The sequence below is a fragment of the Burkholderia sp. Ap-955 genome (assembly GCF_011753045.1).
Taxonomy (GTDB): domain Bacteria; phylum Pseudomonadota; class Gammaproteobacteria; order Burkholderiales; family Burkholderiaceae; genus Burkholderia; species Burkholderia lata_D.
In genome coordinates this window covers 1-18099 of record NZ_VWWH01000068.1, presented here as the reverse complement: position 1 = coordinate 18099, position 18099 = coordinate 1, and the positions used below count along the sequence as shown (strand labels likewise).

Sequence of the window (18099 nt, the reverse complement as noted above, 5' to 3'; positions counted from 1 at the left end):
CAGAACATGAACCGAATCATTGCGCTCGTCGTCGCAATCGTGATCGTTGCCTTCGCGGCATCGTCGACCGTCCTTACCGTCGATCCGCGCCACACGGCCGTGCTGTCGGGCCGTGACGGCGCGCAGCCCGAGCTGGCGGGCCCCGGCATCCATTTCAAGTTGCCGCCGCCGCTGCAGACGGCCACGCTGATCGACACGCGCCTGCAATCGCTCGAGTCGTCGGATCCGCTGCAACTGGCAACCGAAGACAAGCACGACCTGCTCGTCGCTTACGCGGTGAAGTACCGGATCAGCGATCCGATGAAGTACTTCACGACGACGGGCGGAGACCCGTCGGCAGCCGGCGACCGTCTCGCCGGCGCGCTGAAGAGCGCACTCGGCGACGCGTTCGGCAAGCGTGCGCTCGACGACGCGCTCGGCGGCCAGCGTGCGATCGCCGATTCGGCACGTGACGAAGTGAAGGCGAAGGCGTCCGGTTTCGGCGTCGACGTCGTTGACGTCCAGCTGACGCGTGTCGACTTGCCGGCCGCTCAGACCGACGCCGTCTATCAGCGGATGATCGGCGCGCTGCGCGATCAGGCGGCGCAGGTGCGTGCGCAAGGCGCGGCCGACGTCGAGCAGATCAAGGCCGACGCCGAACGCGAGCAGCAGGCCGTGCTCGCGAACGCGTACAAGTCCGCGCAGACGATCAAGGGCGAGGGCGACGCGAAGGCCGCGACGATTGCCGCCGACGCGTTCGGCCGCGATCCGCAGTTCTACCAGTTCTACGCGAGCCTGCAGGCTTACCGGAACACGTTCAAGCGCAACGACATCATCGTCGTCGATCCCGACAGCGAGTTCTTCCGCTTCATGCGCAGCCCGACGGGCGGTGCCGCACCGGCGGCGCCTGCTCCCCGCAAACACTGACCTTTGGGGCGCCGCGTCGAGCGGCGCCGTCGCTCGCATGGACCTGGCTGGCTCGTTGTTGCTCGCAGTAGCGCTGATGCTGATCATCGAGGGGGCGTTCCCCTTCGTGTTTCCCGTCGCCTGGCGCGACACGTTTCGTAGAATAGCTGAGCGGCCGCCGCATCATATCCGGATCGGCGGGCTGATCGTGATGGTGCTCGGGCTCATACTGCTGCTGCTCGCCACCTGACCGGGACCTGATCCAGCCGGCTTATCCGCCGTTCGTCCCGCCCGAATTCAGAATTTCCGATTCACATCGCGGCGCGCGTGTCGCGCGCTGTTTCCCGTCGTAGGACCGTACCGATGTCGACCTGGTTACTTCCCGAGAATATCGCCGACGTACTGCCGTCGGAAGCGCGCAAGATCGAGGAGCTGCGCCGCAGGCTGCTCGACCGCTTCCGTTCGTATGGCTACGAAATGGTGATGCCGCCGCTGCTCGAGTATCTCGAGTCGCTGCTGACGAGCGGCGGCGCAGACCTGCGCCTGCGCACCTTCAAGCTGGTCGACCAGCTGTCGGGCCGCACCCTCGGCCTGCGTGCGGACATCACGCCGCAGGTCGCGCGGATCGACGCGCACCTGTTGAACCGCCAGGGCGTGACGCGCCTCTGCTATGCGGGCCACGTGATGCATACGCGTCCGCGCGGCCTGCACGCGACGCGCGAGCAGATCCAGATCGGCGCCGAAATCTACGGGCATGCCGGGCTGGAAGCCGACCTCGAGATCCAGCAACTGATGCTCGACGCGCTGCATCTCGCGGGCCTGTCGCGCATCCGTCTCGACCTCGGCCACGCGGGCGTGCTCGCTGCGCTGCTGGCGCGCGACGCGCAGGCCGCCGAGCGCGGCGAGTCGCTGTACGACGCGCTGTCGGGCAAGGACGTGCCGCTGCTGAACGAGCTCACCGACGATCTCGGTGCTGATACGCGCGCCGCGCTGCGCGCGCTGCCGCATCTCTATGGCGACGCGAGCGTGCTCGTCGAGGCGCGCGCACGCTTGCCGGTGCTGCCCGAAATCACGCGGGCGCTCGACGATCTGGCGCAGCTCGCGGCACAGGCGAAGGGTGCCGAGGTGGCGATCGATCTCGGCGACCTGCGTGGCTATGCGTATCACAGCGGCGCGATGTTCAGCGCCTACATCGACGGCGTGCCGAACGCGATCGCGCGGGGCGGCCGCTACGACCACGTCGGCCAGGCGTATGGCCGTGCCCGTCCCGCTACCGGCTTCTCGCTCGACCTGCGCGAGCTCGCGCGGATTTCGCCGGTCGAGGCGCGCGGCACCGCGATTCTCGCGCCGTGGGCGCAGGACGATGCGCTGAGCGCGGCCGTCGCGGCGCTGCGCGATGCGGGTGAGGTCGTGATCCAGGCGCTGCCGGGCCACGATCATGTGCTCGACGAGTTCGCGTGCGACCGTTCGCTCGTCGAGCGCAACGGCGCATGGGTGGTCGAACCCCGATAAACAGGCGTTCGCGGGACGTGCTTCGGCGTGCATATCGTTGAAGCGAAACGGAAAAATTCGGAATCGCCCGCGAACATAGGTAGAATACGTTTTTAACCAGCTAACGAATCAACATGTCTGCCAGCGCAGTGAACGTGACTCCCGGGCGCAATGTCGTCGTCGTGGGAACGCAATGGGGTGATGAAGGCAAGGGCAAGATCGTCGACTGGCTGACGGACCACGCTCAGGGCGTCGTGCGTTTCCAGGGCGGTCACAACGCCGGCCACACCCTCATCATCGGCGGCAAGAAAACGATCTTGCGCCTCATTCCGTCGGGCATCATGCGTGAAGGCGTCGCCTGCTACATCGGCAACGGCGTCGTGCTGTCCCCCGAAGCACTGTTCAAGGAAATCGGCGAGCTGGAAGAAGCCGGCGTGAACGTGCGCGACCGTCTGTTCATTTCCGAAGCCACGACGCTGATCCTGCCGTACCACATCGCGATCGACCAGGCGCGCGAAGCGCGCAAGGGCGCGGGCAAGATCGGCACGACGGGCCGCGGCATCGGCCCCGCGTACGAAGACAAGGTCGGCCGCCGCGCGCTGCGCGTGCAGGACCTGTTCGACGCGAAGACCTTCGCCGACCGCCTGCGCGAAAACCTCGATTTCCACAACTTCGTGCTGACCCAGTACCTGGGCGGCGCGGCTGTCGATTTCCAGGCCACGCTCGACACGATGCTTGGCTATGCCGACCGCCTGAAGCCGATGGTGGCCGACGTGTCGCGTCGCCTGTACGACGCGAACAATGCGGGCCAGAACCTGCTGTTCGAAGGCGCACAAGGCACGCTGCTCGACATCGACCACGGCACCTATCCGTTCGTCACGTCGAGCAACTGCGTCGCAGGTGCGGCATCGGCTGGCGCGGGCGTGGGTCCGCAGAAGCTCAACTACATCCTCGGCATCACGAAGGCATATTGCACGCGCGTCGGCTCGGGCCCGTTCCCGAGCGAGCTGTACGATGCGGACAATCCGCAGCGTCAGGACCAGGTCGGCGTCACGCTCGCCAACGTCGGCAAGGAATTCGGTTCGGTCACCGGCCGTCCGCGCCGTACGGGCTGGCTCGACGCAGCCGCGCTGCGCCGCTCGATCCAGATCAACGGCGTGTCGGGCCTGTGCATGACGAAGCTCGACGTGCTCGACGGCCTCGACGAAGTCAAGCTGTGCGTCGGCTACAAGATCGATGGCAAGGATGCGGACATCCTGCCGCGCGGTGCTGCTGATGTGGCCCGTTGCGAACCTGTATACGAAACGTTTGCCGGCTGGAAGGAAAGCACGGTCGGCATCAAGACGTGGGAAGCACTGCCGGCGAACGCGCAGGCTTACCTGAGCCGCGTCCAGGAAGTGGCTGGCGTGCCGGTCGACATGGTGTCGACGGGTCCGGACCGCGACGAAACGATCCTGCTCCGCCATCCGTTCAAGGTGTAATTTTCAGATGACGCAGCAAATCACGATGACGGCGGCAGACTTGATGACTGATCCGCGCAACGACGACAAGAACCTGTGGGTAGGCTGGGACGAGTATCACCGTCTCATCGAGCTGCTCGCGCTCCAGGTGCATGCATCGGGCTGGAAGTTCGACCAGATCCTGTGTCTCGCGCGCGGCGGCCTGCGCGTCGGCGATCAACTGTCGCGCATCTACGACGTGCCGCTCGCGATCCTCGCGACGAGTTCGTACCGCGAAGCGGCCGGCACGGAGCAGGGCGACCTCGACATCGCGCAGTACATCACGATGACGCGCGGCAACCTGGCGGGCAACGTGCTGCTGGTCGACGATCTCGTCGATTCGGGCGTCACGCTTGCGCGCGTGCAGGAGCACCTTAAGGAGCGCTATCCGTCGGTGACGGCCGTGCGCTCGGCCGTGCTCTGGTACAAGGGTTGCTCGAAGGTCAAGCCCGACTATCACACGCAGTTCCTGCCGACGAATCCGTGGATTCATCAGCCGTTCGAGGAGTGGGACACGGTTCGCCCGCACAACCTCGAGGCGTGGATCAAGCGCGGTCGCGCACAGCGCGACGGCTCGGGCGCATAAGCGGCCGGCCAATCGAAGGAAAGCCTTGTACGGCGCCGCTTGCGGCGCCGTTTTTCATTGGGGCGCGATACGCGCCGGCGCCGCGCGTACCGTGGATCCGGTAGGCAGACGGCGCTGCCCCGGCTATGATTGGCAGCCCTGCCACAGCTCGCGCCGGATTGCATGCGCAGCGTGGATCACGTGGTTACAAGGCAACAGAGCAGGGGGGCGTTTCACGGGGGCGCGAGTAGAATAGCGCTCGTTTTGTCCGACCCGGACCCGATTATTACGCTTCATATGAACGACACGATCCACGCGACCGACGCAGCACACGCGCCGCATTCGACGCAACAACACTCGATGCGGGCGCTGGCGATAGCAGCCATCGGCGTCGTGTTCGGCGACATCGGCACCAGCCCGCTGTATTCGCTCAAGGAGGCGTTCAGCCCCGCACACGGCATTCCGCTCACCGAAGGATCGATTCTCGGCGTGATCTCGCTGCTGTTCTGGGCAATCATCCTGGTGGTCGGCATCAAGTACCTGCTGTTCGTGATGCGCGCGGACAACAACGGCGAAGGCGGCGTGCTCGCGCTGATGGCGCTGTCGTTGCGGCCGCTCGACTCGAAGACCCGGGTCGCGGGCGCGCTGATGGCGCTCGGGATCTTCGGCGCGTGCATGTTCTACGGGGACGCGGTGATCACGCCGGCGATCTCGGTGATGTCGGCGGTCGAAGGCCTCGAAATCGCGACGCCACACCTGTCCCATCTCGTGTTGCCGATCACGATCGTGATCCTGATCGCGCTGTTCTGGATCCAGCGCCACGGTACCGCGCTGGTCGGCAAGCTGTTCGGCCCGATCATGGTGCTGTGGTTCGTCGTCATCGCGGCGCTCGGCGTGTACCACATCGTGCGCGTGCCGGGCATCATGGCCGCCATCAACCCGTATTACGCGGCGTCGTTCATGGCCGATCACCTGCTGCAGGCGTACGTCGTGCTCGGCTCGGTCGTGCTGGTGCTGACCGGTGCGGAAGCGCTCTACGCGGACATGGGCCACTTCGGCGCGAAGCCGATCCGCATCGCCGCGTACGGGCTCGTGATGCCGTCGCTCGTGCTGAACTACTTCGGCCAGGGCGCGCTGCTGATCCAGAACCCGAAGGCGATCGAGAACCCGTTCTTCCTGCTGGCACCCGAATGGGGGCTGCTGCCGCTCGTCGTGCTGTCGACGGTCGCGACCGTGATCGCGTCGCAGGCGGTGATCTCGGGCGCGTATTCGCTGACGTCGCAGGCCATCCAGCTCGGCTACGTGCCGCGTATGAAGGTGCTGCACACGTCGGAACTCGCGATCGGTCAGATCTACGTGCCGGTGGTGAACTGGCTGCTGCTGTTCGTGATCCTCTGCATCGTCATCGGCTTCAAGAGTTCCGACAACCTCGCGGCCGCGTACGGTATCGCGGTGACGGCGACAATGGTGATCACCACCGTACTCGCCGCGGTCGTGATGGTGAAGGTATGGAACTGGAACCGGCTGCTGGTCGGCGCGATCATCGCGGTGTTCCTCGCGGTCGACCTCGGCTTCTTCGGCGCGAACCTGCTGAAGGTCGCGCAGGGCGGCTGGCTGCCGCTCGGCATCGGCGCGCTGCTGTTCTTCCTGCTGATGACCTGGTACAAGGGGCGTCACATCGTCAAGGAGCGCACGGCGGCCGACGGTATCCCGCTCGAGCCGTTCCTGCAGGGGCTGCTCGCGCATCCGCCGCATCGCGTGTCGGGTACCGCGATCTACCTGACCGGCAACGACAAGCTCGTGCCCGTCAGCCTGCTGCACAACCTGAAGCACAACAAGGTGCTGCACGAGCGCACCATTTTCCTCACGTTCGTCACGCGCGACTTTCCTTACGTGCGCGACGACAAGCGCCAGACCTCGCGTGATGCGGGCGGCGGGTTGTATATCGTCAAGGCCGAGTACGGCTTCAACGAGACGCCGGACGTGAAGGCCGTGCTCGAGGAATTCGGCCGCACGCACGACATGACGTTCGAGCTGATGGATACGTCGTTCTTCCTCGCGCGCGAAACGGTCGTGCCGACGCATCTGCCCGGGATGTCGATCTGGCGCGAGCGCGTGTTCGCATGGATGCACCAGAATGCCGCGAAGCCGACCGACTTCTTCTCGATCCCCGCGAACCGCGTGGTCGAGCTCGGGACGAAGATCGAAATCTGACCAAGGTGTGGCGCGCGGGCCGTCCGGCCGCGCGCCGTGCTTGCCGAAGTCATGAAAAAGCCCGCCTTTCGGCGGGCTTTTTTGTCTGTCGGAGAGGCGTGCGGGTGCTCAGCGCTTCAGCTTCGCGAACGCCGCGGCCATTGCGCCAGCCGGTTCCGGCTCGCGCGAACGCTGCGGGCGGGCCGCGCCGCGCCCTGCGTTGCCACGATCCTGGCCGCCGCGCGACGACATGCCGGGCGCTGCCGCGTCGTCGTCGAGGCGCATCGTCAGCGCAATGCGCTGGCGCTTCACGTCGACGTCGAGCACCTTCACCTTGACGACCTGGCCGGCCTTCACGACTTCGTGCGGATCCTTGATGAACTTGGTCGACATCGCGGATACGTGGACGAGGCCGTCCTGGTGGACGCCGATGTCCACGAACGCACCGAACGCGGCGACGTTCGTCACGACGCCTTCAAGCGTCATGCCGGGCACGAGGTCCGACACCTTTTCGACGCCTTCACGGAACGTCGCGGTCTTGAATTCGGGGCGCGGATCGCGGCCCGGCTTCTCCAGTTCGGACAGGATGTCGCGCACGGTCGGCAGGCCGAAACGTTCGTCAACAAATTCCGCGGGGGACAGGCCCGACAGCGCTTCGCGGTTGCCGAGCACGTCGTCGATGCGCTTGTTGATCTTCGCGAGCATCCGCTCGACGACCGGATACGCTTCCGGGTGCACCGACGAGCGGTCGAGCGGATTCTCGCCGCCGTTGATGCGCAGGAAGCCGGCGGCCTGTTCGAAGGTCTTGTCGCCGAGGCGTGGCACCTTGCGCAGGTGCTCGCGCGACGGGAACGGGCCGTTCGCATCGCGGTAGTCGACGATGTTGCGCGCGAGCGTCGCGTTCAGGCCCGATACGCGGGCGAGCAGCGGGGCCGACGCGGTGTTCGCGTCGACGCCGACCGCGTTCACGCAATCCTCGACGACCGCGTCGAGCGAGCGGGCGAGTTCGCGCTGGTTCACATCGTGCTGGTACTGGCCGACGCCGATGGCCTTCGGCTCGATCTTCACGAGCTCGGCGAGCGGATCCTGCAGGCGGCGTGCAATCGAGACGGCGCCGCGCAGCGACACGTCGAGCTCCGGGAATTCCTTCGCGGCCAGCTCGGATGCCGAATAGACCGATGCGCCGGCTTCCGACACGACGATCTTCTGCAGGCGCAGCTCCGGGTGTTTCGCGATCAGTTCGCTCGCGAGCTTGTCGGTTTCGCGCGACGCGGTGCCGTTGCCGATGCTGATCAGCTCGGCCTGCGTCTGCGCGGCGATGCGTGCGAGTTTCGCGATCGAGCCATCCCAGTCGCGGCGCGGCTCGTGCGGGTAGATCGTGTCGGTCGCGAGCACCTTGCCAGTGCGGTCGACGACCGCGACCTTCACGCCCGTGCGCAGGCCGGGGTCGAGACCGATTACGGCCTTCGGGCCGGCCGGCGCGGCCAGCAGCAGGTCGTTCAGGTTGCGCGCGAACACGCGGATCGCTTCCGTTTCGGCCGTTTCGCGCAATTGCGTGAGCAGCTCGTTCTCGATGTGCGGCTGCACCTTCACGCGCCAGCACCAGCGGCATACGTCGGACAGCCATTTGTCAGCCGGGCGGTTCTGGTTCGCGATGCCGAAATGGCGCGCGATCATCGCCTCGCCGGGGTGCGGCACCTGCGCGTCGAGCTCTTCGCCGAGGCCGAGCTTGACCGTCAGCACGCCCGCGTTGCGGCCGCGGAACAGCGCGAGGGCGCGGTGCGACGGCACGGTCTTGATCGTTTCCGCGTAGTCGTAATAGTCGCGGAATTTCTCGCCTTCCTCGTTTTCCTTGCCCTCGACGACGGCCGACGACACGACGCCCTGGTTGTGCAGATAGTCGCGCAGCTTGCCGAGCAGCTCGGCCGTCTCGCCGAACTGTTCGGACAGGATGTCGCGCGCGCCGTCGAGCGCGGCTTTCACGTCGGCGACGCCCTTGTCGGCGTCGACGTACGCGGCTGCCTCGGCCTGCGGGTCGAGCAGCGGGTTCGCGAGGAGCGCCTGGGCGAGCGGCTCGAGGCCGGCTTCGCGGGCGATCTGTGCACGCGTGCGGCGCTTCGGCTTGTACGGCAGATAAAGGTCTTCGAGCACCTGCTTGCTGTCGGCCGCGTCGATCGCGGCGCGCAGTTCGTCGGTCAGCTTGCCCTGTTCGTCGATGCTCGACAGGATCGACGCGCGGCGATCCTCGAGTTCGCGCAGATACAGGAGGCGTTCCTCGAGCTGGCGCAACTGCGTGTCGTCCAGGTTGCCGGTCACTTCCTTGCGGTACCGGGCAATGAACGGAACGGTCGAGCCTTCGTCGAGAAGTTGCACGGCCGCCGCGACCTGGCGCGGCTGGACGGACAGTTCGGTGGCGATGCGCTGTACGATCTTGAGTGCTACGGTTTCCGTCATGTCGTGGATGATCTGCCTGCTGAAATCGCGGCGGGGGCCGGCAGGCCCGAAGCGGCGGGCTGCGTGGCGGGCCCGACGGGCCGGATGCCGCGGGTGAGTGAAGCGGGGCATTTTGCCATAAATGGCGGAGCGTCCAGCCGGGGGTGATAGAATTTGACACATGTCCCGCAGCTTTCCTACGACGTTGCCAACTTCCCGAATTTCTCTCGTCGCGCTCGGCGCAGCGCTCGCCGCGGCTTTGTCTGCCGGGCCTTCCGGCGCGTTCGCGCAAGCTTCGGACGCAACCGCCCCGGCCGCCGCCGCGGCTGCGCCCGTGACGGCCACGGCCGCACCGGATTTCGACGCCCGTCAAAAAGTGCTCAATCAACGCTCCGCAGAAAACGATTATCGTTATGCGGTGGCCGAGCACGATTGCTACAGCAAGTTCTTCGTCAATCACTGTCTCGGCAAGGCGCGTGAACAAATGCGCGACGAGCGTGCGAGCATCCGCCAGGAGCAGCTCGCACTCAACGACGAGCAGCGGGCGGTGCGTGCGCAGCAGCGCGACCAGCAGCAGGCGCTGAAGGCGGCGCAGAACGCGGCGGAAGCACCGCAGCGCGCGGCGAACGATGCGGCAAACGCGGCTGCGTTCCGCGACAAGCAGGAGCAGAATGCTCTGAAGCAGGCGCAGCGTGGCGCGGAAGGGCCGCAGCGCGCGGCGAACAAGCAGGCATACGACCAGAAGCAGGGCGACTTCCAGCGCAAGCTCGACCAGGCGCACCAGCAGGCCGCGCAGAAGGCGCAGGAGCGGGCGGACAACGCCGCGCGCTACGAGCAGAAGCAGAAGGAAGCCGTGCAGCACAAGGCCGATGTCGAGCGGCGTCAGAAGGAAGCGGCCGAGAAGGCGCAGCAGAAGCAACAGCAGGGGCAGTAACGTGTTGGATTGATCGAGATCAGTCTCGGGCGCGCTGGCACGCCAGTCGGCGCGCTGCTTCGATGAGGAGGCAAGTATGCAAAACCGTCACACGGAACAGCAGCAGGAATTGCACAACCGTTTGGCTGCATTGCAGGAGCAGCACCAGCAGCTCGCTCGGGAGATCGAGCTGAAGGAAGGACACTCCGACATCGACGACATCACGCTGCACCGGCTGAAGAAGGAAAAGCTGGCGGCCAAGGACAAAATCATTTTGCTGCAATCGCAGCTCGAACCGGATAAGCGCGCCTGAGCGCGGCCTGGCAAGCGCCGGCGCCGCACGGGCGCTGGACACAGGAACGCTTGCCTTGAATTCACCGCTTGAAGCCCCCCCCGATGCCCGGCGTGACGCGACGTCCGCCGGGCGCGCACGTGCGCCCGAAGGCACCTTTGAGCTGAGCCGCAAGCGCGTCGACGAACTCGACACGATCTTCGGCGAAGGCGGACTGCTGGCGCGTGCGATCGACGGCTATCGGCCGCGACTGTCGCAGATCGAGATGGCGCGCGCCGTCGCGTCCGCGATGGAAGCGTCCGCGCGCCGGATGCCCGAGCCCGAGATCTTCGAAACCCGCAAGCGGCCGGCACGTCGCCTCGGCGACGGCGACAAGGCGGCCGAAACGGGCGCGGACGCCGCCGCGCCAGCCGAAGTCGACAGCGATGCCGGCGACAACACGCTGATCGTCGAGGCCGGTACGGGTACCGGCAAGACCTATGCGTACCTCGTGCCCGCAATGCTGTGGGGTGGCAAGGTGATCGTGTCGACCGGCACGAAACACCTGCAGGACCAATTGTTCGCGCGCGACATCCCGACCGTGCGCAACGCGCTGGCGGTGCCGGTGTCGGTCGCGATGCTGAAGGGCCGGGCCAACTACCTGTGTCACTACTACCTGCAACGCACGGCCGACAACGGCCGGTTGCCGTCGCGGCAGGACACGGCCTATCTGCAGGAAATCGTCCGCTTCGCGAAGATCACGAAGAGCGGCGACAAGGCCGAGCTCGCGAGCGTGCCGGAAACGGCGCCCGTGTGGTCGATGGTCACGTCGACGCGCGACAACTGCCTCGGCCAGGAATGCCCGCATTACAAGGATTGCTTCGTGATGCAGGCACGGCGCGAGGCGCAGCAGGCCGACGTCGTCGTCGTCAACCACCACCTGTTCTTCGCGGACATCATGCTGCGCGATACGGGGATGGCCGAGCTGCTGCCGAACGCGAACACGGTCATCTTCGACGAAGCGCACCAGTTGCCGGAAACGGCGACGCTGTTCTTCGGCGAAACGCTGTCGACGACACAGATTCTCGAGCTCGCCCGCGATACGGTGGCGGAAGGCCTGAGCCATGCACGCGACGCGGTCGAGTGGGTGAAGCTCGGCGGCGATCTCGAGCGCGCGGCGCGCGACTTGCGCCTGGCGTTCGCGAACGACCAGATCGTCCGCATGTCGCTCGCCCAGCTCGGCGACGATCACCCGATGTTCGGTGCGCTCGACGCGCTCGAGGCTGCGCTCGACGCGCTGGCGTCGGCGCTTGCCAGCCAGGCCGAACGGGCGGAATCGCTCGGCGCGTGCCTGCGGCGCGCACGCGAGCTGCAGGACCTGCTGGCCGGCTGGGTCGCACCCGGCGCGACGGAAGCGGCGGCGAAGGCCGACGCAACGGCGGCCGGCGACAAGGCGGCATCCGACGGTGATCCGAACGAGAAGGTGCGCTGGGTCGAAGTGTTCGCGCATACGGTCCAGCTGCACGAAACGCCGCTGTCGGTCGCGCCGATTTTTGCCAAGCAGCGCGCGGGCGTGCCGCGTGCCTGGGTGTTCACGTCGGCCACGCTGTCGGTGCGCGGCGACTTCACGCACTATGCGGCGCAAATGGGCCTCAGCTCGCGTCGCTCGATGACGCTCGCGAGCCCGTTCGACTACCAGACGCAAGGGCTGCTGTACGTGCCGCGCAACCTGCCGCAACCGTCTTCGCCGGCGTTTACCGATGCCGTTTTCGACGCCGCGCTGCCGGCGATCGAGGCTTCCGGTGGTGGCGTGTTCATGCTGTGCACGACGCTGCGCGCGGTCGACCGGATCGCGTCGAAGCTGCGTGACGTGATCGAATCGCGCGGCTGGAACACGCCGCTGCTCGTGCAGGGCGATGCAAGCCGCACCGAACTGCTCGACCGTTTCCGTGCGTATGGCAACGCGATCCTGGTCGGCAGCCAGAGTTTCTGGGAAGGCGTCGACGTGCGCGGTGACGCGCTGTCGCTCGTCGTGATCGACAAGCTGCCGTTCGCGCCGCCGGACGATCCGGTGCTGGCCGCACGGCTCGACGCGCTGACGAAGAAGGGGCTGAGCCCGTTCGCCGTGCACCAGTTGCCGCAGGCCGTGATCACGCTGAAGCAGGGCGCGGGCCGGCTGATCCGTGCGGAGACGGATCGCGGCGTGCTGATGATCTGCGACACGCGGCTCGTCGACAAGCCCTACGGGCGCCGGATCTGGCAGAGCCTGCCGCCGTTCAAGCGGACCCGCGAGATCGCGGTCGTCCAGGACTTCTTCGACGAGCATCGTTCGGCAAAGCGCACCTGACGGTGCGTGCGGCGATCGCCGCGCGATCGCACTGGCGCCGCCTGAATGCGGCGCCAATAAAAAACCCGGCTCGATGGCCGGGTTTTTTGTTCGTGCAGCGCGGGCTGTACGGTGCTTTCGTCAGAACTGCCACCACGACTTCTTCGAGCCGGGGCGCGAGTGGCCCGTGACATACGGGCTGTCGGGGAACGTGCCGGCGAGCACGCGCTTCGTGTCCTCGGCGAGTTCCGGCTGGTTCAGCTTGCCGTACGACAGGATCATGATGTGCAGTGCGTCCTCGATTGCCGGCGCGCCCTTGTAGTCCTTGATCGCGAGCTGCGCGCGGTTGATGGCCGCCACGTAGGCGCCGCGCCGGTAGTAGTAGTCGGCCGCGTGCACTTCGTGCGATGCGAGCGCGTTGACGATGTAGCGCATCCGCGCGGCGGCGTCGGGTGCGTACTTGCTTTTCGGGAAGCGGTCGACGACGACCTTGAACGCATCGTACGATTCGCGCAGTGCCTGCGGATCGCGCTCGCTCATGTCCTGGCCGGAGAAGCGGCCGAACAGCCCGAGATCGTCGTTGAAGTGGATCATCCCCTTCAGGTAGTACGCGTACGGGATATCCGGATGATCGGGGTGGAGCTGGATGAAGCGATCGACGGCCTGGTCGGCGGCGGCCGCTTCGTTATCCTTCCAGTTGCAGTATGCAACGTTGATCTGCGCTTGCTGCGCGAAATGGCCGAACGGATCGCGACCTTGCAGCGATTCGAAATATTTCGCGCACTTGCCCCAATCGCCGCCGGACAGTGCGTCCTGGGCCTCTGAGTATAATTTGTTGTTCGACCAGGTAGCCGTCTCGTCCTGCTTCTGCGGCAAGCCGTGGCAGCCGGCGATGAGGGCCGCGGCCGCTACCGCCGCAGCCCGGGCGGCGACGGTTCTGGCCGTGCGTTTGGTCGAATTCATCATGCTCGCATGTCCTAGCTTCAAGTCTCGGTGACCCAGTCTAAATGACCCGTTCAAGTTCGCAGAATGCCCAGCCGGGCACACCAAATCGCGAAGATTATAGCCCAAGCGATCGGCTCGCCGACGCTGCCTCGGGGGATTCCCTCGATGACGATCTGACCGGCGACGCAATGCAGCCGCCCGTCGTGCCGTCCGCAGCGGTCGATGAAGCGCCGCGCGTCGTCGAAGTGCCGATGGCGCTCGCGGGCGAACGCCTCGACAAGGCGCTCGCCCAACTGTTCCCCGAATTCTCGCGCAGCCGCCTGCAGAGCTGGATCGAGGCGCAGCGCGTGCTCGTCGACGGCGCGCCGGCGAAGATCCGCCAGCCGGTGCCGCTCGGCGCGAAGATCGAGCTCGTGCCCGACCTGCTCCCCGAGCAGCTCGCTTTCACGCCGGAGCCGGTGCCGCTCGACGTGATCTACGAGGACGACGCGCTCGTCGTCATCAACAAGCCGGCCGGCCTCGTCGTGCATCCGGCCGCCGGCAACTGGAGCGGCACGATCCTCAACGGGCTGCTGCATCGCTACGGCGACGCGGCGGCCGGCCTGCCGCGCGCTGGGATCGTCCACCGGCTCGACAAGGAAACGTCGGGCCTGATGGTGGTGGCGCGCACGCTGGCCGCGCAAACGGACCTCGTGCGCCAGCTACAGGCCCGCACGGTGAAGCGCCGCTATTTCGCGCTCGTGTGGGGCACGATGCCCGAGGAAGGCACGATCGACGCGCCGATCGGCCGCGATCCGCGTGAACGCACGCGCATGGCCGTCGTCACGGGCGCATCGGGCAAGCCCGCGCGCACGCATTTCCGCACGGTTGACACATGTCTGTGGCAACGTCAGCCGGTTTCGGCGATCCAGTGCGATCTCGAGACCGGTCGCACGCACCAGATCCGCGTGCACTGCGCGCACGCCGGGCATCCGCTGCTCGGCGATCCCGTGTACGGGCGTGCGCGCGGCAAGCGCTCGGTCACGCCGCTGCCGGACGGGTTCGCGCGACAGGCGCTGCATGCATGGCGGCTCGGTCTCGTGCATCCGGTCACGGGCAAGGCGATGCAATGGCGCTGCCCGCTGCCGGACGACATGAACGCACTCGTCGCGGCGCTCGGCTTCGGGCAGGGCGACGAGGAATTCGACGACGATGACGGTGTCTACGACGATGACGATTTCGGCGGCGAGTATCACGATGACGAGCCGGACCTGGACGATGAGGAGGAGTGAGTGCCGATGACGAACCTGGCGCCGTTGACGTGGCAGGACTGCGTACAGCCCGACTGGCAGGTGTCGCCGCGCGTGCGCGCGCTGATCACGACGCGCGACGGCGGGGTGAGCGAAGGCCCGTACGGGCGCTGGCAGGGCGGAGACGCGCTGCCGGGCGGGATGAACCTCGGCCTGCATACCGGTGACGACCCAGCCCATGTCGCTGGGAACCGCGCGCGCTTGCTGGCGCTGGCCGGCCAGTCGAGCGCTGCGTGGCTCGAGCAGGTTCACGGCGCGCAGATCGTGCGCGCGGACGAGGTGATCGCGGCGGCGCCCACGGCTACGGCGCCGGTGCAGGCCGACGCGAGCGTCACCGACCGGGCGGGTGCCGTCTGCGTCGTGATGGTCGCGGATTGCCTGCCCGTGCTGCTGTGCGACATGCAGGGCCGCGCCGTCGGCGCCGCACATGCGGGCTGGCGCGGGCTGGCGGCCGGCATCGTCGAGCAGACCGCGGCGCGTGTCGCGGCACTCGCGGGCGGTGCGACGGACGCGCTTCATGCGTACCTCGGGCCGGCGATCGGCCCGCGGGCGTTCGAGGTCGGCGCCGACGTGCGTGACGCGTTTCTCGACACGGCCCCGCAGTCGGAGCATGATGAAACCCGGCTTGCGTTCGTCGCGATCGATGGCGCGCCGGGCAAGTTCCTCGCCGATCTCTATGCGCTCGCGCGCCTGCGTCTCGCGCGTGCGGGCGTTGCGCACGTGAGCGGCGGGACGGCCTGCACGGTCACCGAACAGGCACGCTTCTATTCGTACCGGCGCGATCGCGTGACGGGCCGCATGGCAGCAGCGATCTGGCTGGCCGATTGACGAAATGCGCATGCGCGTGGAGTTTGTTGCGCCGCAAAATCGGGTTATCTCGATATTTCGGCAGCCATGCCGCGCTGCATGCGCGATTGAATGAAAAATCCCGAAGTCAAGTCAACCAAAATGTTTTATGTTTCGCCGGAACCCTTGTCCCGTCTGTTGTGCGAGGATTATCTCCGTACGGAAATGTTCGGCGGTTTGACATGGCGCTTCACATGGGGAAAACGATAATGATAAAAATACCGCACTGCGGCAGAATCTGGAGACGCCTCTCCAGAGCATGACGGCCCGGCTCGCAACCGGCATGCCGCGCGCGAGCAGGATTTCACGATAGACGCTCACGAATCACCGGTAAGGCAGGTAATGACAGCATCGAAAAAATCGTCGACGTCCGCTCAGGCGGGCACTTCTCCGGGCAGCATTGGTTTCGATCCGGCCGCCCAGCCGATGCAGCAGATGTTCGAGTCGTGGTTGAACGCGTGGCGCGGTTTTGCAGATCCGGCGCGCGCCGCGACTGCGTCGGCCACCGTGAATCCGTTCGCGACATTCCAGTTTCCGACATCGTTCCCGTTCCAGATGCCGTCGATGCCCGATTTCGGCGCGATGGCGTCGCCGTTCGCCGGGTTGAAGCTGCCGGCCGCCGCGATTCCGCCCGAGCGGCTGCAGGCGCTGCAGGCCGACTACGCGCGTGACTGCATGGCGCTGATGCAGCAGGCCGCCGCGGCGAAGCTCGAGTCGCCCGAACTGAAGGACCGCCGTTTCAGCGGCGATGCGTGGAAGGCGTCGCCGGCGCATGCGTTCGCGGCGGCCTGGTATCTGCTCAACGCGCGCTATCTGCAGGAACTGGCCGATGCGCTGCAGACCGATCCGAAGACGCGCGAGCGCATTCGTTTCACGGTCCAGCAGTGGACGGCCGCGGCCGCGCCGAGCAACTTCCTCGCACTCAATCCCGACGCACAGAAATCGATCCTCGAAACGCAGGGCGAAAGCCTGCGGCAAGGGATGATGAACCTGCTCGGCGACATGCAGCGCGGTAAGATTTCGCAGACCGACGAATCGCAGTTCGTGGTCGGCAAGAACCTCGGGTGTACTGAAGGCGCGGTCGTCTACGAGAACGACCTGATCCAGCTGATCCAGTACACGCCGAAGACGGACAAGGTGTTCGAGCGGCCGCTGCTGATCGTGCCGCCTTGCATCAACAAGTTCTACATCCTCGACCTGCAGCCCGAGAATTCGCTCGTCGCGCATGCGCTGTCGAACGGCCATCAGGTGTTCCTCGTGTCGTGGCGCAACGCGGACGCATCGGTCGCGCACAAGACGTGGGACGACTACATGAACGAAGGGCTGCTCGCGGCGATCGACGCCGTGCAGCAGGTCAGCGGCCGCGAACAGATCAACACGCTCGGCTTCTGCGTCGGCGGCACGATGCTCGCGACCGCGCTCGCGGTGCTTGCCGCGCGCGGCGAACATCCGGCCGCGTCGATGACGCTGCTCACCGCGATGCTCGACTTCACCGACACCGGCATTCTCGACGTGTTCGTCGACGAGGCGCACGTGCAGATGCGCGAGCAGACCATCGGCGGCAAGAACGGGTCGCAGCCGGGGCTGATGCGCGGCGTCGAATTCGCGAACACGTTCTCGTTCCTGCGGCCGAACGACCTCGTGTGGAACTACGTCGTCGACAACTACCTGAAGGGCCGCACGCCGGCGCCGTTCGACCTGCTGTACTGGAACAGCGATTCGACGAGCCTGCCGGGCCCGATGTACGCGTGGTACCTGCGCAATACCTATCTCGAGAACAAGCTGCGCGAACCGGGTGCACTGACCGTGTGCGGCGAGTCGGTCGACCTGACGCTGATCGACGTGCCGACCTTCATCTACGGTTCGCGCGAGGATCACATCGTGCCGTGGCAGACGGCCTATGCGTCGACGTCGATCCTGTCGGGCCCGCTGAAGTTCGTGCTCGGCGCGTCGGGGCACATCGCGGGCGTGATCAATCCGCCGGCGAAGAAGAAGCGCAGCTACTGGGTCAACGACAGCGACCTGCCCGAATCGGCGGACGACTGGTTCGCCGGTGCAACGGAGCACCCGGGAAGCTGGTGGACGACCTGGGTCGAATGGCTCGACCAGTACGGCGGCCGCAAGGTGGAGCCGCCCGCCCAGCCCGGTAACGCGCAGTTCCCGGTGATCGAGCCGGCGCCGGGCCGCTACGTGTTGCAGCGCGATTGACGAAAACCGGACAGCGGCGCAGGCTGTCCGGTGCACCGCAGTTTTTTTAACAGGGCCGGTAGCGATGCGCCGTGTCGTGCGGGCCTGGAGGAAAGGGAAATGACGGACGTAGTGATCGTATCGGCCGCGCGGACCGCGGTCGGCAAATTCGGCGGCTCGCTTGCGAAGATTGCGGCGCCCGAGCTGGGCGCGACGGTGATCCGCGCGGTGCTGGAGCGTGCGGGCGTGAAGCCCG

The 18099-nt window shown here is 66.4% G+C and carries 14 protein-coding genes and 1 pseudogene; 13 read left to right on the top strand and 2 right to left on the bottom strand.

Going from position 1 to position 18099, the window contains the following annotated elements:
- The first annotated feature begins 6 nt into the window (after positions 1 to 6).
- The 6 genes from F3J15_RS27490 (at position 7) to F3J15_RS27465 (ending at position 6654) form a co-directional block, all read left to right on the top strand.
- The gene (locus F3J15_RS27490; RefSeq protein ID WP_166895146.1) at positions 7 to 906 is read left to right on the top strand and encodes a protease modulator HflC; all 900 of its coding nucleotides are present in this window, start codon (positions 7 to 9) and stop codon (positions 904 to 906) included.
- A 37-nt stretch (positions 907 to 943) separates the two neighbouring features.
- Positions 944 to 1135, top strand: a complete 192-nt coding sequence (locus F3J15_RS27485; protein WP_011352254.1) for a DUF2065 domain-containing protein — start codon at positions 944 to 946, stop codon at positions 1133 to 1135.
- A 113-nt stretch (positions 1136 to 1248) separates the two neighbouring features.
- Positions 1249 to 2397: an ATP phosphoribosyltransferase regulatory subunit gene (locus tag F3J15_RS27480; RefSeq protein WP_089484067.1), complete on the top strand. Its 1149-nt coding sequence runs from the start codon at positions 1249 to 1251 to the stop codon at positions 2395 to 2397.
- 113 nt (positions 2398 to 2510) lie between these two features.
- A complete protein-coding gene (locus F3J15_RS27475; protein ID WP_069248097.1) occupies positions 2511 to 3857 on the top strand; it encodes an adenylosuccinate synthase in 1347 nt (448 codons plus the stop codon).
- A 7-nt stretch (positions 3858 to 3864) separates the two neighbouring features.
- Complete coding sequence (locus F3J15_RS27470) at positions 3865 to 4461, top strand: phosphoribosyltransferase (protein WP_011352251.1); 597 nt, start codon at positions 3865 to 3867, stop codon at positions 4459 to 4461.
- A gap of 276 nt (positions 4462 to 4737) precedes the next feature.
- Entirely contained in the window at positions 4738 to 6654 is a 1917-nt protein-coding gene (locus F3J15_RS27465; RefSeq protein ID WP_089445758.1) for a potassium transporter Kup, read from the top strand.
- 108 nt (positions 6655 to 6762) lie between these two features.
- Here F3J15_RS27465 and F3J15_RS27460 read toward each other — a convergent pair whose 3' ends face one another.
- A complete protein-coding gene (locus F3J15_RS27460) occupies positions 6763 to 9087 on the bottom strand; it encodes a Tex family protein (protein ID WP_069248095.1) in 2325 nt (774 codons plus the stop codon).
- Between the two features lie 160 nt (positions 9088 to 9247).
- Here F3J15_RS27460 and F3J15_RS27455 point away from each other — a divergent pair, with 160 nt between their 5' ends.
- The 3 genes from F3J15_RS27455 (at position 9248) to F3J15_RS27445 (ending at position 12597) form a co-directional block, all read left to right on the top strand.
- Positions 9248 to 10000, top strand: coding sequence for a hypothetical protein (locus F3J15_RS27455; RefSeq protein WP_069248094.1), 753 nt, complete (start codon positions 9248 to 9250; stop codon positions 9998 to 10000).
- A gap of 76 nt (positions 10001 to 10076) precedes the next feature.
- A complete protein-coding gene (locus tag F3J15_RS27450; protein WP_006478692.1) occupies positions 10077 to 10292 on the top strand; it encodes a YdcH family protein in 216 nt (71 codons plus the stop codon).
- A gap of 55 nt (positions 10293 to 10347) precedes the next feature.
- Entirely contained in the window at positions 10348 to 12597 is a 2250-nt protein-coding gene (locus F3J15_RS27445; RefSeq protein WP_166895144.1) for an ATP-dependent DNA helicase, read from the top strand.
- A gap of 120 nt (positions 12598 to 12717) precedes the next feature.
- On the opposite strand, the gene F3J15_RS27440 is transcribed toward F3J15_RS27445, so the two are convergent.
- The gene (locus F3J15_RS27440) at positions 12718 to 13542 is read right to left on the bottom strand and encodes an outer membrane protein assembly factor BamD (RefSeq protein WP_039360216.1); all 825 of its coding nucleotides are present in this window, start codon (positions 13540 to 13542) and stop codon (positions 12718 to 12720) included.
- A 41-nt stretch (positions 13543 to 13583) separates the two neighbouring features.
- Here F3J15_RS27440 and F3J15_RS27435 point away from each other — a divergent pair, with 41 nt between their 5' ends.
- The 4 genes and pseudogenes from F3J15_RS27435 to F3J15_RS27420 all read left to right on the top strand — a co-directional run.
- A complete protein-coding gene (locus F3J15_RS27435; RefSeq protein ID WP_166895142.1) occupies positions 13584 to 14792 on the top strand; it encodes an RluA family pseudouridine synthase in 1209 nt (402 codons plus the stop codon).
- Positions 14793 to 14798: 6 nt separating this feature from the next.
- Positions 14799 to 15638: a peptidoglycan editing factor PgeF gene (pgeF, locus tag F3J15_RS27430; protein ID WP_166895140.1), complete on the top strand. Its 840-nt coding sequence runs from the start codon at positions 14799 to 14801 to the stop codon at positions 15636 to 15638.
- Between the two features lie 360 nt (positions 15639 to 15998).
- Positions 15999 to 17864, top strand: coding sequence for a class I poly(R)-hydroxyalkanoic acid synthase (gene phaC, locus F3J15_RS27425; protein ID WP_166895138.1), 1866 nt, complete (start codon positions 15999 to 16001; stop codon positions 17862 to 17864).
- A gap of 99 nt (positions 17865 to 17963) precedes the next feature.
- Positions 17964 to 18099, top strand: a pseudogene (locus F3J15_RS27420) (acetyl-CoA C-acetyltransferase); the annotation flags it as partial.